The 23667-nt window shown below is 70.1% G+C and carries 21 protein-coding genes and 1 tRNA gene; 17 read left to right on the forward strand and 5 right to left on the reverse strand.

All coding sequences use genetic code 11. The features are described from left to right. Positions 1-90 precede the first annotated feature (90 nt). The 15 genes from IMT31_RS12480 (at position 91) to ilvA (ending at position 17101) form a co-directional block, all read left to right on the forward strand. The gene (locus IMT31_RS12480; protein WP_413544420.1) at positions 91-555 is read left to right on the forward strand and encodes a cytidine deaminase; all 465 of its coding nucleotides are present in this window, start codon (positions 91-93) and stop codon (positions 553-555) included. After that, positions 552-1892, forward strand: coding sequence for a thymidine phosphorylase (locus IMT31_RS12485; RefSeq protein WP_345359593.1), 1341 nt, complete (start codon positions 552-554; stop codon positions 1890-1892). Before IMT31_RS12480 ends, IMT31_RS12485 begins: the two co-directional genes overlap by 4 nt. A 142-nt stretch (positions 1893-2034) precedes the next feature. After that, positions 2035-2658: a DedA family protein gene (locus IMT31_RS12490; protein WP_413542984.1), complete on the forward strand. Its 624-nt coding sequence runs from the start codon at positions 2035-2037 to the stop codon at positions 2656-2658. Further along, positions 2651-3859 (forward strand): adenosine deaminase, encoded by a 1209-nt coding sequence (locus IMT31_RS12495; RefSeq protein ID WP_413542985.1) that lies wholly within the window; start codon positions 2651-2653, stop codon positions 3857-3859. Before IMT31_RS12490 ends, IMT31_RS12495 begins: the two co-directional genes overlap by 8 nt. Next, positions 3852-4607 carry a MazG nucleotide pyrophosphohydrolase domain-containing protein gene (locus IMT31_RS12500; protein ID WP_413542986.1) on the forward strand — a complete coding sequence of 252 codons (756 nt, stop codon included), beginning with the start codon at positions 3852-3854 and terminating at the stop codon, positions 4605-4607. The genes IMT31_RS12495 and IMT31_RS12500 overlap by 8 nt, the downstream gene beginning before the upstream one ends. 63 nt (positions 4608-4670) lie before the next feature. Continuing rightward, positions 4671-5954, forward strand: coding sequence for a phosphopyruvate hydratase (gene eno / locus IMT31_RS12505; protein ID WP_413542987.1), 1284 nt, complete (start codon positions 4671-4673; stop codon positions 5952-5954). Positions 5955-6175: 221 nt separating this feature from the next. Further along, positions 6176-7105 carry a septum formation initiator family protein gene (locus tag IMT31_RS12510; RefSeq protein WP_413542988.1) on the forward strand — a complete coding sequence of 310 codons (930 nt, stop codon included), beginning with the start codon at positions 6176-6178 and terminating at the stop codon, positions 7103-7105. 54 nt (positions 7106-7159) lie between these two features. Beyond that, a complete protein-coding gene (locus tag IMT31_RS12515) occupies positions 7160-8911 on the forward strand; it encodes a DUF501 domain-containing protein (protein ID WP_413542989.1) in 1752 nt (583 codons plus the stop codon). After that, complete coding sequence (locus IMT31_RS12520) at positions 8908-10347, forward strand: S8 family serine peptidase (RefSeq protein ID WP_413542990.1); 1440 nt, start codon at positions 8908-8910, stop codon at positions 10345-10347. Before IMT31_RS12515 ends, IMT31_RS12520 begins: the two co-directional genes overlap by 4 nt. A 68-nt stretch (positions 10348-10415) precedes the next feature. Next, a complete protein-coding gene (locus IMT31_RS12525; RefSeq protein ID WP_413542991.1) occupies positions 10416-11831 on the forward strand; it encodes an NAD(P)/FAD-dependent oxidoreductase in 1416 nt (471 codons plus the stop codon). Between the two features lie 92 nt (positions 11832-11923). Further along, positions 11924-11997: transfer RNA gene (locus tag IMT31_RS12530), tRNA-Leu, on the forward strand. A gap of 174 nt (positions 11998-12171) precedes the next feature. Next, positions 12172-13068 carry a Bax inhibitor-1/YccA family membrane protein gene (locus IMT31_RS12535; RefSeq protein WP_413542992.1) on the forward strand — a complete coding sequence of 299 codons (897 nt, stop codon included), beginning with the start codon at positions 12172-12174 and terminating at the stop codon, positions 13066-13068. A gap of 171 nt (positions 13069-13239) precedes the next feature. Next, positions 13240-14205: an aldose 1-epimerase family protein gene (locus tag IMT31_RS12540; protein WP_345354594.1), complete on the forward strand. Its 966-nt coding sequence runs from the start codon at positions 13240-13242 to the stop codon at positions 14203-14205. A gap of 65 nt (positions 14206-14270) precedes the next feature. Further along, complete coding sequence (locus tag IMT31_RS12545) at positions 14271-15788, forward strand: AI-2E family transporter (RefSeq protein WP_413542993.1); 1518 nt, start codon at positions 14271-14273, stop codon at positions 15786-15788. A gap of 92 nt (positions 15789-15880) precedes the next feature. Continuing rightward, a complete protein-coding gene (ilvA, locus tag IMT31_RS12550) occupies positions 15881-17101 on the forward strand; it encodes a threonine ammonia-lyase (RefSeq protein ID WP_345354760.1) in 1221 nt (406 codons plus the stop codon). Positions 17102-17128: 27 nt separating this feature from the next. On the opposite strand, the gene IMT31_RS12555 is transcribed toward ilvA, so the two are convergent. The 4 genes from IMT31_RS12555 to IMT31_RS12570 all read right to left on the reverse strand — a co-directional run bounded on the left by IMT31_RS12555 (position 17129) and on the right by IMT31_RS12570 (position 21302). After that, on the reverse strand, positions 17129-19003 hold the full coding sequence (locus IMT31_RS12555; protein ID WP_413542994.1) for a DUF222 domain-containing protein: 1875 nt from the start codon (positions 19001-19003) through the stop codon (positions 17129-17131). Between the two features lie 219 nt (positions 19004-19222). Beyond that, complete coding sequence (locus IMT31_RS12560) at positions 19223-19879, reverse strand: GPP34 family phosphoprotein (RefSeq protein WP_413542995.1); 657 nt, start codon at positions 19877-19879, stop codon at positions 19223-19225. Positions 19880-19996: 117 nt separating this feature from the next. Further along, positions 19997-20488: a transcription elongation factor GreA gene (gene greA, locus IMT31_RS12565; RefSeq protein ID WP_345354601.1), complete on the reverse strand. Its 492-nt coding sequence runs from the start codon at positions 20486-20488 to the stop codon at positions 19997-19999. Between the two features lie 346 nt (positions 20489-20834). Next, positions 20835-21302: a DUF4307 domain-containing protein gene (locus IMT31_RS12570; protein WP_413542996.1), complete on the reverse strand. Its 468-nt coding sequence runs from the start codon at positions 21300-21302 to the stop codon at positions 20835-20837. A 247-nt stretch (positions 21303-21549) separates the two neighbouring features. On the opposite strand from IMT31_RS12570, the gene mca reads away from it, so the two are divergent. Together mca and IMT31_RS12580 are read left to right on the forward strand one after the other, a co-directional pair. Continuing rightward, positions 21550-22488, forward strand: a complete 939-nt coding sequence (gene mca, locus IMT31_RS12575) for a mycothiol conjugate amidase Mca (RefSeq protein WP_413544421.1) — start codon at positions 21550-21552, stop codon at positions 22486-22488. A 40-nt stretch (positions 22489-22528) separates the two neighbouring features. Continuing rightward, positions 22529-22963 (forward strand): hypothetical protein, encoded by a 435-nt coding sequence (locus IMT31_RS12580; RefSeq protein ID WP_345354605.1) that lies wholly within the window; start codon positions 22529-22531, stop codon positions 22961-22963. Between the two features lie 33 nt (positions 22964-22996). Here IMT31_RS12580 and IMT31_RS12585 read toward each other — a convergent pair whose 3' ends face one another. Continuing rightward, the gene (locus IMT31_RS12585; protein WP_413542997.1) at positions 22997-23665 is read right to left on the reverse strand and encodes an NADPH-dependent F420 reductase; all 669 of its coding nucleotides are present in this window, start codon (positions 23663-23665) and stop codon (positions 22997-22999) included. Between the last annotated feature and the right edge of the window lie 2 nt (positions 23666-23667).

A 23667-nucleotide genomic window follows, 5' to 3' on the forward strand; every position in this document is an offset into this window, starting at 1 on the left:
CACGAGTATGGGGCGGGCGAGGAGCCTGCCGGCCAGTTCGCCGATCCGTTCGAGGATGACATCCCCCTGACGGCGTCCCTCCCGCGCCTGATGCCCACGGGCTCCGGCATCGACTGGGACCGATTGGAGTCCACGGCGCGGGCCGCCATGACGCGCGCCTACGTGCCGTATTCGGGGTTCCCGGTGGGGGCCGCAGCGCTGGTGGAGGACGGCCGTGTGGTGGCCGGCTGCAACATCGAGAACGCCTCGCTGGGGCTGACCCTGTGCGCAGAGTGCTCCCTGGTCTCCAACCTGCAGATGACCGGTGGGGGCCGCCTGGTGGCGTTCTACTGCGTGGACGGCAACGGGCAGGTCCTGATGCCGTGCGGCCGGTGCCGCCAGCTGCTCTTCGAGTTCCACGCCCCGGGCATGCGCCTGATGGGACCGGACGGGGAACTGACCATGGAGGAGGTCCTGCCGCACGCCTTCGGGCCCGCAGACATGGCTGGAATGGCCGAACAGAGCCGGCAGGCCCAGCAAGCGCAGCAGGCCCAGCAGGACGAGAGGACGCGATGACCCGCACCGCAGAGCCCTTCGACGCCATCGAGGTCATCCGCGCCAAGCGGGACCGCCAGCGGCTGACGGACGGCCAGATCGACTGGGTGGTGGACGCCTACACCCGCGGCGTGGTGGCGGATGAGCAGATGTCCGCCCTGTCCATGGCCATCCTGCTCAACGGGATGGAACGCGCCGAGATCGCGCGGTGGACGCACGCCATGATCGCCTCAGGCGAGCGAATGGACTTCTCCGCTCTCCGTCAGGCCGGGGCGGGGCACGACGCCGGCCCCAAGCCGACCGCGGACAAGCACAGCACCGGTGGGGTCGGGGACAAGATCACGCTGCCGCTGGCACCGCTGGTGGCGGTGTACGGGGTGGCCGTGCCCCAGCTCTCCGGCCGCGGGCTGGGTCACACCGGTGGCACGCTGGACAAGTTGGAGGCCATCCCCGGTTGGCGGGCGGACCTGTCCAACGCCGCCATGATGGACCAGCTCTCTGACATCGGCGCCGTGATCTGTGCCGCCGGGTCCGGGCTGGCCCCGGCGGACAAGAAGCTCTACGCGCTGCGGGACGTCACGGGCACCGTGGAGGCCATCGAGCTGATCGCCTCCTCCATCATGTCCAAGAAGATCGCCGAGGGCACCGGGACCCTGGTTCTGGACGTGAAGTGCGGCTCCGGGGCGTTCATGAAGACCGAGCCCATGGCCCGTGAACTGGCCCGCACCATGGTGGACCTCGGGCAGGACGCCGGGGTGAACACCTCGGCCCTGCTCACGGACATGGACACCCCTCTCGGGCTCACCGCCGGCAACGCCATCGAGGTGGCCGAATCGGTGGAGGTCCTCGCTGGTGGGGGACCGGCCGACGTCGTGCAACTGACCGTTGAACTGGCCCGCGCCATGTTGGCCGGGGCCGGCGTGAGCGGCGTGGATCCGGCCGAGGCCCTGGCTGACGGCCGTGCGATGGACGTGTGGCGCAGGATGATCTCCGCCCAGGGCGGGGACCCGGACGCCCCGATGGCCTCGGCGCGGGAGTCCCACGTGGTCACCGCACCGGAGTCCGGGGTGCTGACCCGCCTGGACGCCATGGCCGTGGGCCTGGCCGCATGGCGGCTCGGGGCCGGGCGGACCCGCAAGGACGCCCCCGTCCAGGCCGCTGCCGGGGTGCGGATGCACGCGAAGCCCGGGGATGCCGTGCAGGCCGGTCAGCCGCTGCTGACGCTGCTGACTGACACTCCGGAGCAGTTCGAGCGCGCACTGGGTGCGCTCGAGGGCGGTTATGAGGTGGCCGCCGCGGGCACCGCCGCTGCGGAGGGCTTCTCCCCGAAGCCGCTGATCTTCGACCGCATCGGGTGAGCTGCGCAGTACGTCTCAGGGATGACCCGGAACCGCCCCGGAACCTGAGCCGGAGCGGGCCGGTGGTCCCCTTCCGGTCGTTAGGCTGATCTGGTGTTCCAGCTCATCGGAAGCCGTTCTCCACGCCGCCGGGCAGTGGTGGGTGCTGGCGGCCGTGTACCTGCTGTGCACCATCGACGGCTTCTTCCCCCTGGTGCCCTCCGAGTCGGTGATCGTGGCGCTGGCCTCGATCTCGGGGACCGTCGACACCGTGTCCCTGTGGTGGCTCTGGCTGCTCGGGGCCCTGGGGGCCATCACCGGGGACCAGATTGCCTACAGCCTCGGCCGGGCCATCGGGACCGATCGCTTCCGCTGGATGCGGACGCGCAGCGTGCGCCGTGCCGTCGGCAGCGCCCGCCGCGCCCTGGACGGCCACGGCGCCATGGTGATCTGCACGGCCCGGTATATCCCGGGGGGACGGGTGGCCGTGAACTACACGGCCGGCGCCACCGGCTTCCCCCGGCTGAGGTTCACCCTGCTGGACATCTTCGCGGCGTTCCTCTGGTCCGGGTACTCGATCGGCATCGCCAAGGCCACCACCGGGTGGCTGGACAACACCCTGTTGCAGATCACCGTCGCCGTCGTCGCAGCGGCAGCGGCCGGCTGGGTGGCGGACCTGATCCTGAAGCGGGTCCTGGCGAGGCTGGCCGCGCGCTCTGGTCCAGCCGTGCAGACAGGACCGGCCGATCACGGTGCGGCCCCTGCCGTAGACTCGCCCCGTGACTGACGCGATCGAATTCTCCGCCCCCTCGCCCCTCGACGTCGATCTGGCCGCCCTGCCCAAGATCAGCCTCCACGACCACCTGGACGGCGGACTGCGGCCCGCCACCATCCTCGAGCTCGCCGGGCAGATCGGCCACGAGCTGCCCGTGGACACCGCCGACTCCCTGGCCGAGTGGTTCGCCGAGTCCGCGAACTCCGGCACGCTGGAGCGCTACCTCGAGACCTTCGACCACACCATCGCCGTCATGCAGAGTGCCGACAGCCTGCGGCGAGTGGCGCGAGAGTTCGTGGAGGACCTCGTGGAGGACGGCGTGGTCTACGCAGAGATCCGCTGGGCCCCGGAGCAGCACACCGCCGGCGGGCTGAGCCTGGACGAGGCCGTTGAGGCCGTCCAGACCGGACTCCAGGAAGGCGTGGAAGGCGCCGAGGAGGCGGGCACCCCGATCCGCGTGGGCCAGCTCATCACGGCCATGCGCCAGAACGAGCGGTCCATGGAGATCGCCGAGCTCGCCGTGCGCCACCGCGAGAACGGCGCAGTGGGATTCGACATCGCCGGGCCGGAGGCCGGCTTCCCGCCATCCCGGTTCACCGACGCCTTCACCTGGCTGGCCACCCAGCAGTTCCCGGCCACCGTCCATGCGGGCGAGTCGGACGGGATCGCCTCCATCCAGGACGCCCTCGTCAACGGCCGGGCCCTGCGCCTGGGCCACGGCGTGCGGATCGCTGATGACATCACGGTGGAGTTCAACGCCGAGGACGAGAACGGGGAGCAGGTGGGTGAGGACCATGCCCTCGTGGAACTCGGCACCACCGCCGACTGGGTCCGCGACCGCGGGATCGCCCTCGAGGTGTGCCCCTCCTCGAACCTGCAGACCGGGGCCGTGGCCTCCTACGGCGGCACCGTCTCCACCCACCCCATCGACATGCTTGCCCAGCTGGGCTTCCGCGTCACCGTCAACCCGGACAACCGCCTGATGAGCGGGGTGTCCCTGACGGACGAGCTCTACCTGCTCGCCGAGGTCTTCAACTACTCCCTCGAGGAGCTGCTCGACTTCCAGCTCAACGCCGCCGAGGCCGCGTTCCTCCCGCTGGAGGAGCGGGAGGCCCTGGCCGAGCTGCTGGTGGAGTCCTGGGGGGACGCCATCTCCGGAGACGCGGACGGCGAGGGCCCAGTGCGCCTGGAGGCCATCGACGACGATGAGTGAGGCCGTCGACCACCTCGTCTGGGTGGTCGCCCGACTGCGGGAACACTGCCCCTGGACGCGGCGGCTCACCCATGACGTGCTGACCGAATACCTCGTCGAGGAGGCCTACGAGGCCGTGGAGGTCATCGAGTCCGTCCCCGCAGCGGCCTGGCCCGAGGGGCCGCTGATGGACGGCACCTACGAGCGGCTGCGTCTGGAGATGGGCGATGTGCTGTTCCAGGTGGTCCTGCATTCGGCCATCGCCCAGGACGTCGGCGGTTTCACCTTCGACGGCACGGTGGCGGCCATCACGGACAAGATGATCCGCCGCAATCCGCACGTCTTCCACCCGGACGGGTCTCTGCGTTCCGCCCGGGAGCTGGCGTCGGCCTCCATCGCGGACATCGAGAAGAACTGGGAGCGGATCAAGAAGGAGGAACGCGCAGCGGCGGCTTCGTTCGAAGGCGCACCCGCCGCGGTGGCCGGCGCCGCTGGTTTCGCGGACGTTCCGGCACACCTGCCTGCCCTGGCGGCCGCCGCGAAGGTGGTGGACCGCGCCGCCCGGCAACCGGTGGACCCGCTCGCCGGAGCCGGCCTGCCGCCGTCGGACCTGGATCCTGCTGTCCTGCAGGACGAGACCGAGCTGGGGGCCGAGCTGTTCCGCCTGGTCCAACACTCGCGGGCGGCGGGACTGGACCCGGAGCGGGCCCTGAGGCGGCACCTGACCCGGCTGCGTCACGACCTCTCGGGCACTGCCGCGACGGGATAGGCTGAACCCGCGTTGCGCCCCCGCGCCGCCCCACCGAAGAGAACCCTTCAAAGGAGACCGCACATGGCCCTGATCGACGCCATCCATTCCCGTGAAATCCTGGATTCCCGCGGCAATCCCACCGTGGAGGTGGAGGTCCTGCTGACGGACGGTTCCCTGGGCCGCGCTGCGGTGCCCTCCGGTGCCTCCACCGGCGAGTTCGAGGCCGTGGAGCGCCGTGACGGCGATCAGGATCGCTACCTCGGCAAGGGCGTGCTCGGTGCGGTCAACGCCGTGATCGAGACCATCGCCGATGAGCTCGAGGGCGAGGACGCCACGGACCAGCGCCTGATCGACGCCCTGATGATCGACCTGGACGGCACGGAGAACAAGGGCACTCTCGGGGCCAACGCCATCCTCGGCGTCTCCCTCGCCGTGGCCAGCGCAGCCTCCGCCTCCTCCGACCTGTCGCTGTTCAAATACCTGGGCGGGCCGAACGCCCACGTGCTGCCGGTGCCGATGATGAACATCCTCAACGGCGGCGCCCACGCCGACTCGAATGTGGACATCCAGGAGTTCATGGTCGTCCCGATCGGCGCACCGAGCTTCTCCGAGGCCCTGCGCTGGGGTGCCGAGGTCTACCACACGCTCAAGAAGGTCCTGCAGGAGCGCGAGCTGGGCACCGGCCTGGGGGATGAGGGTGGCTTCGCTCCCTCCCTGGAGACCAACCGCGCCGCCCTGGACCTGATCACCGAGGCCATCACCCGCGCCGGCTACACCCCCGGCAAGGAGATCGCGCTGGCCCTGGATGTGGCCTCCTCCGAGTTCTGCGAGAACGGCACCTACACCTTCGAGGGAGAGCAGAAGACCTCGGAGCAGATGATCACGTACTACGAGGAGCTCGTGGCGAACTACCCGCTGGTCTCCATCGAGGACCCGCTGGACGAGAACGACTGGGACGGTTGGGCCCGGCTCACCGCGGCCCTCGGAGACCGCGTGCAGTTGGTGGGTGACGACCTGTTCGTCACGAACCCCGAGCGGCTGCAGCGTGGCATCGACGAGGCCTCCGGCAACGCCCTGTTGGTCAAGGTCAACCAGATCGGCTCCCTGACCGAGACCTTCGATGCGATCTCCCTGGCCCAGCGCCACCAGTTCCACTGCATGATCTCGCACCGTTCCGGCGAGACGGAGGACACCTTCATCGCGGACCTGGCCGTGGCCACCAACGCCGGCCAGATCAAGACCGGTGCCCCGGCCCGCTCGGACCGGGTGGCCAAGTACAACCAGCTGCTGCGTATCGAGGAGGAGCTGGGTGACGCCGCGATCTACGCGGGCGCCTCGGCCTTCCCGCGCGCCGATCGCGGCTGACAGCTCGCAGGCGCTCCTCAGAGTTCGCCGCAGCGCACGTCTGCGCACCTCAGCACGCTTTGGGGGCAGGTCGAATCGGTTCGACCTGCCCCCAAAGTGATCACGACCCGGCGCGCTGCCCGGGCTGCTCGCAGATCAGCGGTTATCGTCAGAGGGACCCGGCCGGCCGCCGGGTCTACACGTCAGATTTCCGGTCTCTGATCAGCACGCGGGAGGTGCAGGTGGCAACTCGACGCCCTCGGGTCCCCAAGACCTCACAGCGCCAGTTCGCGGAGGTCGGCGCGGGAGGCTCCTCCCGTCAGTCCGCCTCTCGCGCAGGACACGCAGCCTACGACGCCGGCCCCTCACCTCGGTTCGAGGGCGCCGGTGCCTCGGCCCACCCCGTGGGCGGGCACTCCGCGAAGGTCATTCCGCTCGACGCGGCGCCCTCCCGGCAGGAGCCGGCCCCCGCCGGGGCCCCAGCCACCGGCCCAGCCCCTGAGGCCGACACCGCTGTGGCCGAAGCCGCTGTGGCCGAAGCCGCTGTGGTGGATTCGGCCGAAGCAGCTCCTGAGGTGGAGCCTGCAGACGATCCGGCGGCCGAGCCGGAGCCGACCCCCGAGCAGCGCCGCGCTGAGGCCCGCCGTGCCCTGCTCCACCGCTCCACCCCCCGGCTGCGCCGCCGTGGCCCGCGCCGCGCCTCACCGGCGGCCCCAGGCGCCACCGCCTCACCGGCCACTCGCCCCGGTCCGGCGGCCACTGACCACTCTGCCGTGGTGGAGCCCGTCCCGGCCCGGAACTTCACCGGCCGCTCCGTGGCCTTCCTCGTGGTGCTCTTCGTGGCCGCGGTGCTGCTGGCCCCGACCCTGCGGGTGTTCCTGGACCAGCAGGCCGAGCTGCGCACCGTCCAGGAGGACATCGCCGCGGAGCGGCAGCTGGAACAGGACCTCACGAACGAGATCTCCCGTTGGGATGATCCGGCCTACATCCAGCAGCAGGCCCGCGAACGCTTCAACCTCGTGATGCCCGGGGAACAGACCTACATGGTCATCGGTGGCGAGGAGAACGTGGAGGACCCGGTGCCGGCACCGGCCAGCCCGGGCGAGGTCAACCCGGAGCTGCCCTGGGCGGATGCCCTCTGGGACTCCGTGGTGCGCGCGGGGACCGACTAGGCTGGAGCACCGGCCAACGGCACCACCGCACCCAGGCGAGGCACAGACAAGACCATGACGCAGAACCCGGACCGTACCCCCACGCAGCAGGACCTGGACACCATCAGCCGGCAACTGAACCGCCCGGCCCGTGACGTCGCCGAGATCGGGGCCCGGTGCGTGTGCGGCAACCCGCTGGTGGCCACCACCGCCCCACGACTGTCCAACGGGATTCCCTTCCCCACCACGTTCTACCTCACGCATCCCGTGCTGACCGCGGCCGTCTCCCGATTGGAGGCCGCCGGGACCATGGCGGAGATGACCGAGCGGCTCGGCCGGGACGAGGACCTGGCCTCCCGCTATCGCGGCGCCCATGAGGCCTACCTGGCCGAACGGGACCGGGTGGGGCGGGTGGCCGGCACGGACGGGGTCCCCGAGATCACCGGGATCTCCGCCGGTGGCATGCCCGAGCGGGTCAAGTGCCTGCACGTGCTCGTGGGGCACTCGCTGGCAGCCGGCCCCGGAGTGAACCCCCTCGGCGATGAAGCCCTGGACCTGGTCCGCGGGGAGTGGGACGCGGAGACCTGCCGCTGTGCCGGTGCCTGGGACCAGGAGGCCCCCGTGCCCCACAAGGACCTCAGCCGGCACGTGAAGCGGCTGGCGGGAGAACGCAATCCCGTCCAGGTGGCCGAGGCTGCGGTGACGGAGTCGGAAGCTGATGGGGAGGCCGATTCGTCAGCTGAACCGGAACCGGGCACGGAGGCGGTTCCCGAGGCGCGGACCGTGGCCGCTATCGACTGCGGAACCAACTCCATCCGCCTGCTCGTGGCCCGCCTTGAGACCGGCCCGGACGGCGGGCAGGGCTCCCCACAGCTCGTCGACCTGCACCGGGAGATGCGTGTGGTGCGTCTCGGCGAGGGGGTGGATGCCACCGGCCGGCTGTCCGAGACCGCCATGGAGCGCACCTTCGCCGCCACCGAGGACTATGCGGCGGTGATCCGTGAGCTCGGCGCCGAGTCGGTGCGCTTCGTGGCCACCTCGGCCAGCAGGGACGCTGCCAACGCCGCCGACTTCACTGCTGGCATCCGCGACCGGCTGGGCGTGGAGCCAGAGGTCGTCTCGGGAGAGGAGGAGGCCGCACTGTCCTTCGCCGGGGCGGCCTCCGTACTGTCGCCGCGCTTCGCTCGTGAGGCCGGGGGGCCAGTGCTCGTGGTGGACCTGGGCGGCGGCTCCACCGAGTTCGTCCTCGGTGCCGTGCAGGCGGACATGACCGGTCCTCTCCGCCCGGACAGTGCCCAGGGCGGGGGGACGGGGCCGAGAGGTCCTGCCTCGGGGCCCGCCGTGACCCACTCCCTGAGCGTGCCGATGGGCTGCGTGCGGTTCACCGAACGCCATCTGCGGTCCGACCCGCCCACGGAGGCGGAGATCTCCTCAGCCGCCGAGCAGATCGAGGCCGTCCTGGACGAGGTCGAGGCGAGGGTGCCGCTGGGGGAGGCGGCCGGCGTGGTGGGAGTGGCCGGTTCCGTGACCACCGTGACCGCCGCAGCGCTGGGCCTGACGGCCTACCGGCCGGACGTGATCCACGGTGCCGAGCTGGATGTGGACGTCATCGCGGATACCGCCGGCCGGCTGCTCGCGGCGACCCGTGCGGAACGGGCCGAGCTGCCCTACATGCACCCGGGACGGGTGGACGTGATCGGGGCCGGGGCCCTGATCTGGTCCATGATCGTGCGCCGAGTGGCGCAGGCCGGCGGGGGATCCGTCACCACCGCCACCGCCTCCGAACACGACATCCTGGACGGGATCGCCCTGTCCCAGGCCGGATGATTCGGCGCCGGGCCGCCACCGCTGCGGCCGCCCCGGTGCTGCTCCTCGTCCTGCTGCTGGGCCTCCTCCCACTGGGCTCCCCACCGGCCGCCGCGGCCGACGAGTGGCGGGACCAGCAGTACTGGCTCGAGGACTACGGCTTCAGACAGGCCTGGGAGAGCACGCGGGGCGAGGGTGTCACCGTGGCCGTCATCGACACGGGAATCGACGCCGACCACCCCGACCTGACCGGTCAGGTGACCGGCGGCCTGGACGTCTCCGGGGCCGGAGACGAGTCCGGCACCGAGCCCGTGGGCCAGATGGCCGAGCACGGCACGCTGGTGGCCTCCGTGCTGGCCGGCCACGGCAACAACGAGGCCGCGCTGAGCCGGGCCGAGGAACAGCGGCAGTCCGCCAAGGCCACCCCGGTGCCCTCCACCCTGCCCTCGGGCGAGCCGAGGGCCGCGGACTCCTCTGATCCTTCTGGCCCCTCGGGCCGGGAGGCCGTTGCAGAGACGGTGCCCGGCGTGGCCGGCCCGGACGGGATCGTGGGGGTGGCGCCGCAGGCGAAGTTGCTGTCCATCTCGGTGGACCTCGGTGCCCAGGGCCAGGACAGTCCCTCGCCGGAGAACCAGATCGCCCAGGCCGTGACGTGGGCCGTGGACCAGGGCGCGGACGTCATCAACATGTCCCTGGGCTCCACGCGCCCGGACTGGCCGGAGAGCTGGGACCGCGCGTTCCTGCACGCTGAGCAGAACGATGTGGTGGTGGTGGCCGCGGCGGGCAACCGCGCCTCCGGCACCATGACCGCCGGGGCGCCGGCCACCATCCCGGGCGTGCTGACGGTGGCAGGACTCAACGCGGACGGAACGGCGAGCTGGGACTCGTCCACCGAGGGCATCTCGATCGGGGTAGCCGCCCCTGCCGAGCCCCTCGTCGGCGCGGTGCCGGGCGGAGCCCGCCAGCAGTGGGCCGGAACGTCAGGGGCCGCGCCGCTCGTGGCCGGGCTGGCCGCGCTGATCCGCGCGGCCCACCCGGAGATGCCCGCCCATCAGGTCATCCACCGGATCCTGGTCACGGCGGAGGATGCCGGCGTGCCCGGAGAGGACCCGGTCTACGGCCACGGCATCATCGATGCAGCAGCGGCCGTACAGGGGGAAGTGGGGACAGTGGACCGCAATCCGATGGACACCCTGGCCGACTGGGTCCGCGTACACCGCCGTGCCGAGTCCTCCGATGCCCCCACGCCGTCTGCCGCGCCCGGCGGGGAGACGAGTGGGCCGACGTCGTCCTCGGACCCGCTGCCCACGGACCTGCCGCAGGCGGGGGAGGCCCTGGACCCGGCACCGGGGCTCCAGCCGGTGCTGGTGATCGGCACCGGAGTGGTGGTCGCCGGGTTGGGGGCGGCCGCGGTGACGGCCTTCCTGAGGCAACGCAGGTCCTCTACCGACCGCTGACCAGTCCGGGAGATTGTGACTATGTGAAAAGTTTCACGAAGTGGGCGGTTTGGGTTTAGGATGGGGGCATGGCAACCACTCCGCAGCTGTCCCCCAAGCCCCGTGTCCTGATCGTCGGCGGCGGTTACGCCGGCCTGTACGTCGCCAAGAACCTGGAGAAGAAGGTCAAGGAGCGTGGCGGGGTCGTCACCCTCGTGGACCCGAACCCCTACATGACCTACCAGCCGTTCCTGCCGGAGGTCGTCGGCGGGCACATCGAGCCGCGCCACATCGTGGTGGACCACCGCACGCACCTCAAGCGCACCGAGGTGGTCCAGGGCAAGGTCATCAAGGTGGAGCACGCCCGCAAGACCGCCACGGTGCAGACCCAGGACGGCGCCGAGTTCGAGATCCCGTACCAGGACGTGGTGATGACCGCCGGCGCCACCACCCGCGTGTTCCCCATCCCGGGTCTGGGCGAGGCCGGCATCGGCATGAAGACCGTGCAGGAGGCCGTCCAGCTGCGCAATCAGATCCTGGACCGCCTGGAGATCGCCTCCACCATGACGGACCCTGCGGCCCGCTCCCGCGCCCTGACCTTTGCCGTGGTGGGCGGGGGCTTCAACGGCGTGGAGACCATCTCCGAGATGGAGGACCTGATCCGGTCCTACATCAAGAAGAACCCGCGCCTGGCCCAGTCGGACGCCCGCATCGTGCTGATCGAGGCCATGGGCAAGATCATGCCCGAGGTCGGCGAGGACGTGGCCCTCGAGGTGGTGGACCACCTGAAGGCCCGCGGCATCGAGGTGCTGCTGAACACCTCCCTGGCCGGTGCCGAGGGCGGCGTGCTCAAGCTCATCAACATGCAGGACAAGTCGGATGCCGGCACCTTCGAGTCCGACACCCTGGTGTGGACCGCCGGAGTGGCCGCCAACGCCGTGGCCAAGCAGACCGACTTCCCCGTGGAGCAGCGCGGCCGGATCGAGGTCACCCCGACGCTCCAGATCTCCGACGGCACCGGCGGCGTGCTCGAGGGTGCCTGGGGCGCCGGCGATGTGGCCGCCGTGCCGGACCTGACCGGGGACGGCCCCGGCGGGCACTGCGTTCCCAACGCCCAGCACGCCGTGCGCCAGGCCCGCCGCCTGGCCTCGAACCTGCTGGCCGTCCGCTTCGGCGAGGGTGCCGTGGAGGAGTACGTGCACAAGTCCCTGGGCGCCGTGGCCGGACTGGGCTTCGGCAAGGGCGTGGGCAACCCGATGGGCCTCAAGCTCACCGGCATCCCGGCGTGGCTGGCCCACCGCGGCTACCACGGCCTGGCCATGCCCATGTACGAGCGCAAGTTCCGCGTTCTCACCGGCTGGCTCAACGAGCTCGTCCTCGGCCGGGACACCACCCCGCTCGAAGGCCTGGAGAACCCGCACAACCCCTTCCTGGAGGCTGCCGGCGGCGAGCTGAAGCCCGGCCGCTTCGACAACCCGAAGGTGCTGGAGTCCGCGAAGAAGTGACGCACTGATCCGGGTCCATTCCGGAACCACGACGCCGGCCCGGTACCCTTGAGGGGTGCCGGGCCGGCGTCGTCTGTGGTCCGGTTCGCCGCGCCCCCATAGCCCAATTGGCAGAGGCGGGAGACTTAAAATCTCTGTGTTGTGGGTTCGAGTCCCACTGGGGGTACCCACTGATGCCGCGCGGAAGCTGCGGATTCAGCCGAGCGCGGATCGGTGAGCCCCGGTGGCCGCTCCCGGTTGATTCTCAGCCATTCCGGATAGACTGGTCCCAGCCCCCACTGCAGGTCCAGGCCGGCCCCCCCGGACAGGAACCACGCGAAGTGGACTGCACGCCACCAACATGAGGAGATGGCCCGTGGCCAACCCCGTCTTCAACAGCAAGAATTTCCAGCAGCAGATGCACTCCGGTGACGGAAGCACCGCGACTCAGACGCCCGGCTGGTACCAGGGAGGTGCCCCGGGGAAGCGGACCCAGCCTCAGGCCAGCCAGCAGCAAGCCGGACAGCAGCAGTACACTCCGGAGCAGCTGGCCCAGCTGGAGCAGTCCTACCGCGAACCCGCAGCCGGTCCCGGAGATACCGGCCGGATGAGCTACAACGACGTGATCGGCAAGACCGTCATGACGTTGCTGCTCGTGGTGGTGGGCGCCGCAGTCGGTTGGAACGTGCCGGCCCTGATGCTCCCGGGTGCCATCGTCGGGCTGGTTCTGGGCCTGGTCAACGCCTTCAAGCGGGAGCCCTCGCCCGTGCTGATCCTGCTCTACGCCGCCGCCCAGGGGCTGTTCCTGGGAGGCATCTCGGGCGTCTTCGAGCAGATGTGGCCGGGGATCGCCGTCCAGGCCGTACTGGCCACCCTGTGCGTCTTCGCCGTGACCTTGGCGCTGTTCGCCTCCGGCAAGTGGCGCGTCACCGCCAAGTCGATGAAGATCTTCATGGTCGCGATGATCGGCTACGCAGCGTTCTCGCTGGTCAACCTCTTCCTCATGCTCTTCGGCGTCACGGACGCCATGTTCGGCCTGCGCGGCGAGTTCCCGCTGCTGGGCCTGGGCATCGGCCTGCTTGCGGTCTTCCTGGCAGCGTTCTCCCTGGTCATGGACTTCACCTCCATCACCCAGGGCGTGAAGGCCGGCGCGCCGCAGAAGTACTCCTGGTCCGCTGCCTTCGGCCTGACAGTCACCCTCGTGTGGCTGTACGTCGAGATCCTGCGGATCCTGGCCATCCTGCGCGGCAGCGACTGACACCCACCGGCCCACGGCCGGCCCCGTACCGGCGACCCCGGTCGGGGCCGGCCATTGTGCTTTCCGGGTGCGTTGGCTGGGCTGCAGTCCCAATCCCAATCCCAACCCCAACCCCAGTCCCAGTCCCAGCCCATCACTTCCGCTGACCGAGTTGCCCGAGGAGCCATGTCCATGACCGCACCAGACTTCGGGGGTCCCGCCGCCACCGGGACGCAGTTCGTGTTGCGCCATGGTGGCGCGGAGGCCACCGTCACCTCGTTGGCCGGGGCCCTGCGCCGCTACGAGGTGGGCGGCACCCCCCTCGTGGAGAGCTTCGGGGCGGATGAGCTGCCGCCGGCCGCGTGCGGTATCCAGCTCTCGCCATGGCCCAACCGGGTGCGGGACGGACGCTGGGAGCTGGAGGGCGCCGTCCAGCAGCTCGATATCACCGAGCCCTCCCGCGGCCACGCCAGCCATGGGCTACTACGCAACACCGCGTTCGTGGCCACGGCCCACACCGGGCGTGAGGTGGTGCTGCGCGGGGAGATCCACCCGCAGCACGGCTACCCCTTCCGCCTCAGTCACCAGGTGACGTACACCCTGGAGGACGCCGGCTCCCTCACGGTCCGTCAGCGGCTCACCAACCGCGGTACCCGGCCCGCTCCCGCTGCTTTCGGCGCCCACCCCTTCCTGCGCCTGGGGGAGGTGCCCAGCGAGGAGCTCACGCTCACCCTGTCCGCCGCCACCCGGATCGTGGCGGACGATCGGCTCATCCCCACCGGGGCACGGCCAGTCCGGGGCACGATGGAGGATTTCCGGGCCGGCCGCCGGGTCGGCCCCGAGCTGATGGATGCGGCGTTCACCGACCTCACCCCGGGGCCGGACGGGCGACACCACCACACGCTCACGGCCCCGGACGGGCGTACCGTGGAGCTCTGGGCCGAACCGGCCTTCGGATACGTCCACGTCTTCGTCACCGACCGGTTCCCCGGCCGTCACCGAGCCCTTGCCGTGGAACCGATGACGGCGCCCGCCAACGCCCTGAACAGCGGCGACGGCCTGGAGTGGATCGGCCCGGGGGAGTCGTTGGCCGCGTCCTGGGGAATCACCGGAGCGTTGGCAGCACGTCCATCCGAGCATCAGGAGGCAGCGCGTTGAACATCAGGCCCCAGCCCGGTGATCCGGGTACCTCGCCATCCGGCGTCCCTGATCCGGTGGGCCCCGTGGCCGGGTCTGCGGCCCCGGAGCCCGAGATGAGCGCGGCGCATCGGGCAGATCGTCTCTCCGCGGACCTGCCCTATGGCCTGACCGTGGCCGCCGCCTGGTCATGGCGAGTGCTGTTGGTGCTGGCCATGGCCGGAGCCAGCATCTGGCTGCTCAGCAATGTCTCCATCCTGGTCATCCCCCTGATCATCGCCGCCCTGCTGACCACCCTCCTCATGCCGATCCACCGGAGTTTCGTCAAGGGAGGCCTGCCCCGGGGGCTCTCGGTCACGGTGGTGATCCTGGGCTTCATCATCCTCGTGCTGGGGATCCTGACCCTCGTGGGCCAACAACTCGCCGTGGGATTCACTGACATGCGTGACCAGATCGTGGTCGGAGTCCAGGGGATCGTCGGCTGGCTGGAGACCATGGGCGTGACCACCGTCCAGTGGAATGACATCGCCTCTGACCTCACCGAGGCGGTGCGCAACAACAGCCAGACCATCGTCTCGGGCGCCCTGGGCTTCGGGTCCACCGCCGGGAACATCGCTGCCGGCACCGTCCTGGTGGTCTTCGCCCTGATCTTCTTCCTGTTCGACGGCAAGGGGATCTGGCACTTCTGCCTGAACTTCGTGCCACGCCGCCACCGTCAGGCCATCGACGGCGCCGGCCAGGTCGGTTGGGACTCCCTCGGCAGCTACGTCCGGGTGCAGATCTTCGTGGCGTTCGTGGACGCCGTCGGCATCGGCCTGGGCGCCTGGATCCTCGGGGTGCCACTGGCCCTTCCGCTTGGCGTGCTGGTGTTCTTCGGCTCCTTCATCCCGTTGGTCGGTGCCTTCCTGACCGGTGCTGTGGCCGTCCTGCTGGCACTCGTGGCCAACGGGTGGGTGAACGCCCTGATCATGCTGGGCGTGGTCCTGCTGGTGCAGCAGATCGAGGGCAACGTGTTGCAGCCACTGGTGATGGGCCGCGCCGTCAGCCTCCACCCGCTCGCCGTGTTCCTCGCCGTCGCCGGCGGTACTGCCGTGATGGGCCTGGTGGGGGCGATCTTCGCCGTGCCGGCCATGGCCTTCCTGAACGCCACCATCAAGTACTTCCACGCCAAACCGTGGCTCGAGGGCGAACCCGCTCCGGCCGGGGCATCGGACTACCGGGACACCCGGCTCAAGGGCCGGGCCGCCAGCCTGGAGGGCCCGTGGGGCCGGGCCTATGAGACCCTGGACGGCGTGGTCCGCCGCGCGACCGGCGGCCAGTCCGGGGCCGGGGCATCGCGCGCGGAAGAGGCCTCGAAGCGGGGCACCTCAGCCCGGGAGCGGCGGCGCGCGCGACGCCAACTCAAGCGCCGGCAGGCTCCGGCCCGCAAGGATCACGGCGCAGATCCCGACGCCGGCCCCGACGCGGACTCCGATGCCGACTCCGTCCGGGGTGCCGAGAGAAACGAAGCGGGCAATCTGCGCGACACGTCCGCTACAGGGGAGGACAATACGGGGATGGACCACTCCGGCCGACGGCCGGACCAGGACGGAGGAACCCAGTGACCACCACGCCCCCCAGCAGCGCCGATCCCGTCACGGAGCCCGCAGCTGATCCAGCTGGCGCCTCGGCGGACCGCACGGATCTTCCCGTCACCCTGACGGACATCGAGCAGGCCCGGCGGTTGCTGGACGGCGTGATCGTCCGCACCCCCCTGGACCACTCCCGGGCACTGGGCCGCCTCACGGGATCGGTGGTGCACCTCAAGTGTGAGAACCTGCAGCGCGCCGGGTCCTTCAAGGTCCGTGGCGCCTACGTCCGGATGGCGAAGCTGAGTTCGGAGGAGCGCACGCGGGGAGTGGTGGCCGCCTCTGCCGGCAACCATGCCCAGGGCGTGGCCCTGGCGGCCTCCAAGCTGGGGATCCAGGCCACCATCTTCATGCCGCGGGGGGTGGCCCTGCCCAAGCTGCAGGCCACCAAGGACCACGGTGCCGAGGTGGTGCTCTACGGCAACAACGTGGATGAGGCCCTCGCGGAGGCCCAGCGCTACTCGGAGGAGTCAGGCTCCGTGTTCATCCACCCGTTCGACAACGCGGACGTGGTGGCCGGGCAGGGAACCATCGGCCTGGAGATCCTCGAGCAGAACCCAGAGGTGGACACGCTGGTGATGGGGATCGGCGGTGGCGGACTGCTGGCCGGGGTGGCCGTGGCCGTGAAGGAGATGGCCCGCCGTCAGGGCCGGCACATCAACATCATCGGCGTGCAGGCGGAGCACGCGGCGGCCTACCCGCCGTCTCTGGCCGCGGACGCGGTGGTGCCGTTGACCCATGTCTCGACCATCGCGGACGGTATCGCCGTGGGCAAGCCGGGGCAGATACCGTTCCAGATCATCAAGGAACTCGTGGACGGGGTGGTGACCGTCTCCGAGGACGCGATCGCCAACGCCCTGGTCTTCCTGTTGGAGCGTTCCAAGATGGTGGTGGAGCCCGCCGGTGTGGTGGGCGTGGCGGCCCTGCTGGAGGGCAAACTCGCCGAGCTCGGCATCGAGTCCAAGCACACCGTGGCGCTGCTCTCCGGCGGCAATGTGGACCCCCTGCTGATGCTCAAGGTCATCCAGTCCGGCCTGGCCGCCGGTGGGCGCTACCTGACCGTGAAGATGTCCCTGCGGGACCGACCCGGCGAATTGTCCAACATCTCCCGGATCATCTCGGAGACGGACGCCAACGTCACTCGGGTGGACCACAGCCGGATCGGCGGTTCACTGAGCATGGGGGACGTCTCCATCACGATCGACATGGAGACCAAGGGTCCCGAGCATTCCGAGCGGGTTCTCGGGCGGCTGCGTTCCTCCGGGTACCAGCCGGTGGTGCAGCACTAGCGGTTCCCTGCCGCCGGGCCAGTGCCACTATGCCGCCAGGCCGGGCCGCCAGTACAGATTGCGGCGTGGCCTCCGGGCCGGGTCCAGGTACCGTGCCGGGACGAACCACGGGATGCCCTGCCGGACGGAGATGCTCCATGCTCCGGCATGGACGGCGTGGTGGTGGTGCGAACACAGTAGGGTGCCGTTGTCCACGGAGGTGGGCCCGCTGTCCTCCCAGGGACGGATGTGGTGGGCCTCGCACCAGGGGGCTGGGATGGAGCACCCGGGCGCCGTGCACCCGCCATCTCGTGCCGTGATGGCACGCCGGAGCCGGGGAGTGAACAGCCGCCGGGACCGGCCGACGTCCAGGACCTCGCCGCTGCCTCCGAGAACGACGGGAATCAGGTCAGCCTCGCAGGCAAGTCGGCGGATGGACCGCGGGTTGATCTCGCCCACGTAGGACGAGCTGGAGATCCTGCCAGCGCGGAGCCGTGGTGGTGCAGGCCCATCAGATGACCTCCTGTCCATGCCGGTCTCCGGCGGATCCTGCCCGAACCGTTCGATCAGCGTCTCGTAGTCGATGACGGTCATGACCTGGGGGCGAGTCCGGTACGTGCCAGATCCAGTCCCAGACACAGTGCCAGATCCAGTGCCGGTGCCGACTCCCACCAGCGCGAGGGCGCCGGTCAGGGCACTGACGAGGCTGTCGAGCTCGCGCCGTGCCCGGCTCCGGCCGTCGAGGGTGGCCGCGTGGTCGTCGAGAAGACTCCACGCCTTCGTGCTGCCGCCATCCGGCTCGGTTCCCTCGACGCTGTTCCCTCCCATGGCTCCGCGGGGGCCGTTTTCTCCCTTGACCCCCGGTCCGCCGGCGTTCCCGCTGATACCAGGACCGCCAGCGTCGCTGCTGACCCCAGGGGCGCCGGAGTTCCTCCGCGGACTCGATCCCTCGGACGCCACCGTCTTGAGCATCTCGTGCTGAGCATCGTCCGCCCACAGGTGCCACTGGTGCAGTCCCTTGGCCTCGCCCCGGTAGAACAGGCCCTGCGTGGCGTTGAGTTGGGCCTCGGTGGGTTCGGCGCCGTCAGGATTCACCGCGGCCTCGAACCTCAGCCGCCAGTGCTCACAGACCTTGCGCAGGGTGTCCGGATCCAGATCCCGGGCCTGGGTGACGAGCAGTTCCTCTCCTCGCGCCAGAAGCTCGTCCACGGCCCTAGGAGGTGCCTCGGCCAAGACGGCCTCCCTCCGGGCCTCGGCCACCGTGGTGGTGATCAGGTCCACCGCGGTGCCGCCGAGTTCGGCGTGCCGGACGGCTTCGGCCAGGGCCGGCATGCTGGCCTCCACCACGGTGGTGTGGTCCAGGGTCAGCGTCTCCATGGTGTGTGCGGCGCGCGAGACCCTGGCCTTGGCCTCCCGGCGGCCGATGCGCAACAGCTCGCGCAGATACTCCGTACCGTTCCTGAAGGCGCATTTGCCGGGTGGGATGCCCAGCAGTTCCTCCCGGAGCCCGTGCGACTCGAAGACCCTGTCCGTGTGGCCGGCCAAGGCGGTGCGGGCGGCATCGATGACGCGAGCCAGTTCTTCCACGCCGACCTGTACCTCGGGCAGGGACCCTGGCGGCGGGCCGTTCCGGCCGTGGCCGTCTCCGTGGTCCCCGACGTCCGGATCCTCCAGATCCTCCGGATCCTCCAGGGCTCCCTGGCCAGAGTGCACCGGTTCCAGGGCATCCGACGGGCAATACAGCCCCCAGTCCTCCGGGTGATCGTGGTCCTCAGCCAGGGTCCGCAGCCGGGGGAGATGGTCGACCAGACGTGGATCCGTCAATCGTGAGGACAGCTCTGCCGCCAGCGCACGTGATCGGGACAGGAGCTCTGGCAGCGGCAGCTCGGCCAGGCTGGTGCTGCCGACGTCACTCTCTCCCATGGCCCCTCCCGTCCCCATCCAGCCCACCGTGGGTCACTCCACCGTGGCCGACCAGTCGATCTGTTCGTACTGGTATTCGAACACGAGAGCCGGACGCGTTAGGGCAGCGAGGCTCAGGCTGTGGGCAACCGGGGGAGATCGGTCAGGTGTGGAGGAGCGGGGTCGTCGAGCGTTCGAGCACTGTCGTATGGTGTTCGAACACCGCGATCAGGTCGCTCGTCAGACCGCGCCGGCAGACCCCGATGCGGTGGCCAAGGTCATGGTGGACGCGGTGATCGGGTCCACGATCCGCTGTACGGCCTCCACCACCGGGATCCCCTGGGCCACTGATTCGATGCGGCGGGAGAGCCCGCTCCGGTCCATGTCTCCGCGGGCGGGACCCAGCAGGCCATGGGCCACGTTCAGGGCCTTGAGGAGGCCGAGTTCGGTCCTTTCGGCCTCGGTGGCCTCGCGGTGTCCGGACAGGACCTGGCCGAGCCGCTCGCGCAGGGCGATCTCCGGCGCCGGATTGACGGTGGTGAAGGTGGACGCGCCCAGGAGGCTCGTCTGCTCGTGGAAGACGCCCTGGTTCGCGAGCGCCTGGCCGGTGGCCGCATCCGGGCTGAGCTTGGAACTGGAGACGAGCTTCGAGAGGCCCTTGCCCGAGAGTCCGTCGAGGGCCGGCAGGATGGCATCCAGCGGGGGTTGTCCGGTCATCCCGGCCTTGACCAGGGTGACCTTCGGGTCCTTGCCCTCTGCGGCGATGGCGATGAAGCCGGCTTCTCTCAGGTCGGCAAGGGCCGCGGCCGCGAGACCGTAACTGCGGAACTTGCGGGCACGTTCGGTGGTCGCGTTGTCCTGGCTGAGCAACAGGTACATCTCTTCAACGATGAGCATGCCCTCAACCTAGCAAGCCCACCCAAACACGACGGCGGCGCACCGGGAGGACCGGTGCGCCGCCGTCGTGCGCTGTTGTTCAGGTGTTGCCGGCGCTGTGCCGGCCGTTCCGCGCGATCAGGGCTTGTAGGGCTTGGCGGAGACGATCTCGACCGTGATGTCCTTGCCGTTCGGGGCGGCGTAGCTGAGCTTGTCGCCCACCGCGGAGCCGTGGATGGCCGCGCCGAGCGGGGAGCGCTCGGAGTACACGGTGATGGAGTCCTTGTCATCGGCGATCTCACGGTTGCCGAACAGGAAGGTCTCCAGGTCGCCGGCGATCTTGGCCTCCACGACCATGCCGGGCTCCACGATCCCGTTGTCCTCTGGGGCGGCGCCCACCTGGGCGGTCTCGAGCAGGTGCTTGAGGTCGATGATCCGGCCCTCGTTCTTGGACTGCTCCTCACGGGCGGCGTGGTATCCGCCGTTCTCCTTGAGGTCACCCTCCTCGCGGGCCTGCTCGATGCGGTCGATGATCTCCTGGCGCCCCGGTCCGGAGATGTGATCCAGTTCCTGCTTCAGGCGGTCGTAGGCCTCCTGGGTCAGCCAGGGAGCGTTGTCGGTGGTGCTCATGGACGCTAAATCTCCTTCGATCTACTGGTCAACGGTGGTGCGGGCCCGTTCTGGGCCGTGGTGCCGCCGTGCATGACGCTGTGCCGCGGAGTGCGGCCCGTGGGGCGACCATGCAAGAACCCCGCCAGCGGAGCCCCCGGCATGATGCGGGCGGCTCCCGGCAGGCGGGGTGACAACGTACTGAACATCCATTCTAACGGAAACGCTTCAGATCCGTCATTCCCACGGTGATGCAGGTAACAACCCGTCACGACGCCGGCCCGGTCGGCTCGACCTGCCGGGGCGGCCGGGTCCTGCTGGGTCTTGCCGGGGCTGCCGGAGCCGTGGGAGGTCCGGTGGGTTGGCTCTACCGGTCCTCCGCGAACCAGCAGTCGTTGACGCCGCCGTTGGTGCCGAGGGCGTCCGTGCGCAGATCGATGTCATACATGACCGTCCGGTCCGAGGGGGTGGCATCCGCCGCCGGGGTCTCGGGGCCGATGGTGACGGTGCGCCAGCCCACCACCGCGAACTCCGGGGAGAGCACCTGGATGGCGCACTGCACCGTGTCCTCAGGATCCTTCGTCAATTGGAAGGTCACCGAGGCCTCGGTGGGGGAGTCGATGGTGAATCCCACGTCCTTCCAGTCCAGGGCCCGGCTGTGTGCGGAGGCCGCGAACCAGCCCGTGGTGAGGATGGCCAGCACGAGGGCGATGCCGGCGATCCACTTTCCGCGGCGCCGCAGGAACGATGGGCCCGTGCTTTGGGGGCGCCCGTACCGGTTCGCTAGGCTGTCACTCGGCACAGGGGCAGCCGACGTCTGGGATGTGGAGATCATTTCATCCCATGGTATCCCGCCGGCGCCCACCGGACCGCATAGCAATCGAGGCCACGTGAACAGCCCTTCTTCCCCTGACGATCTCGTCGAGCCGTCCGACCCGGGCGGCCAGGACGCCCCGGACGGCACCGGAGCTCCGGAATTCGGAGTGTCCGTGGGGCAGTCAACCTACGGATCCCTGGATCCTGGGGAACACCACACGGCCCCCGAGGCCCGGGGCGTCCCGGCCTCCGTCGGGTTGCGCCTGATGGCCGTCCATGCCCATCCGGATGACGAGTCCTCGAAGGGCGCCGCCATGATGGCCGCCTACGAGGCCGCCGGTGCCGAGGTCATGGTGGTCACGTGCACTGGCGGTGAACGCGGAGACCTGCTCAACCCCGGCTACGGGGACACGGTGCGTCTGGACCGGGACATCACCGGGGTCCGGCGCACCGAGATGCAGGAGGCCGGGGCCGCGCTCGGGATCGAGCACCGGTGGCTGGGCTTCATGGACTCGGGCCTGCCGGAGGGTGACCCGATGCCGCCCCTGCCGTTCGGCAGCTTCGGGACACTGCCCCTGGAGCAGGCCGCCGCACCTCTGGTCCGGGTGATCCGTGAGTTCCGCCCCCACGTGCTCATCAGCTATGACGAGATCGGCGGATATCCGCACCCCGACCACATCAAGTCACACGAGATCACGGTGGAGGCCTACCGCGCGGCCGGGGACCCGGAACGGTACCCCGGGACTGGCGCGGCTTGGACGGTCTCCAAGCTCTACTATGACCGTGCCTTCAATCCGGCCAAGTACCAGGCCCTGCACGAGTCCTACCTGTCCGCCGGCGAGGAGTCCCCGTACGTGGAGCGGTTGGAGTGGTTCCGGAAGCTCCAGGAGGAACAGGAGCGCGCTGAGCAGGACGAGCGTGAGGGGAGGCAGCGGACCCCGGGGCAGGCCGAGGGCGCCACCTCGCCGGTCCGCTTCCGGCTCACCAACCACCGGGTCACCACGCAGATCCACGTGGCCGACTACTTTGAGCACCGGGACAATGCGTTGCGGGCGCACCGCACCCAGATCGACCCGGCGGGCCACTTCTTCTCCACCCCGAACGCCCGGCAGCGGCAGACCTGGCCGTGGGAGGACTACGTGCTGATCGACTCGCGCGTGGAGACCACGCTCCCGGAGACGGACCTGTTCACCGGGTTGCGGTGAACGGCAGTTCCACCGGGGCTCCCCGGTAGACTGGGTTACCGTGATCGCCTTGACCCCGCTTGCCGTGTCCCCCTCCGCCGCCCCGAGTTCCAGCTCCGGCGCCTCGGAGCAGCCGGTGCCGGGCGTGGGGGATTCGACCCTGCGGCCGGGGCTGGATCAGGCCGACGTCACCCCGGGGATCGAGGGCTTCCTCTTCACGGCGCTGATGGTGGCCATGGCCATCGTGGTGATCCGCCTGATGGTCCGCTCGGTCCGCCGCGTGCAGTACCGTTCGGCGGACGCCGAGGACATGCTGGTGGAGCGCTACCAGGGCTACCTCCCCGAGGAGGAGCTCCAGAGCAGGGAGGAACGGGACCCGCAGGCGCGGTCTGCCTCGGACCTGGACCTGCAGAAGGCCCGCCTGCAGCAGAAGTATCCGGGATACCTGGACAGCCCGGCCCCGGAACCCAGATCCCCGGATTCAGGGCGCGACTGAGTCCTTCACGCCGCGTCCGTCACGCCGCGTCCCTCACACCGCCACCTGGGCGCAGGCCTCGGCCAACAGATGGCTGAGCCGGGGCGCGGAATGGCTGCCGTTGAAGATCTCCGTACCCGGCTGGAGGGCGCGTCCGGCGGCGAGTGGGCCGGCGTCGACGGCGTCGAAGCCGAGGCGGTCGATCACCCCGGCCACCGCCCATCGCGTCTGATCATGGTCACCGGCCACGGCGAGCGCGCGGCGGTCCACGGCACCGGAGGGGCGGTGGTCGGTCTCGAGCTCGTGGTAGCCGATGTGGTTGAAGGTCTTGACCAGTCGGGACCCGGTGAGATGGCCCTGGATGATCTCGCTGCTGGTGCGGTGGTCGGACTCGAAGTCCGCCTGCGTGCCGTCCGTGGGGGCCCAGTAGTTCATGACGTCGACGACGGCCCGGCCGGCGAAGAGCGACGGGTCCAGTTCGCGGTACTTCCGCAGGGGGATCGCCACGATGGTCAGGTCCGTGTCAGCGAGCTCCGCGGCGCTGGCAGCGGTGGCGCCGGGCGTGAGGATCTCGGTCAGCAGGGAGATCTCCGCGGCGGGCCTGGCGGTGGCGATTCGCACGTCATACCCGGCCGCCACGGACCGGCGGGCCAGTGCCGCCCCGACCCGGCCCGCGCCGAGGATGCCGATGCTGCGGATGCTGTTGTCTGCCGTGGAGGTCATGG

Origin of the sequence: Citricoccus nitrophenolicus, from assembly GCF_047305825.1 — a bacterium.
GTDB lineage: Bacteria > Actinomycetota > Actinomycetes > Actinomycetales > Micrococcaceae > Citricoccus > Citricoccus nitrophenolicus.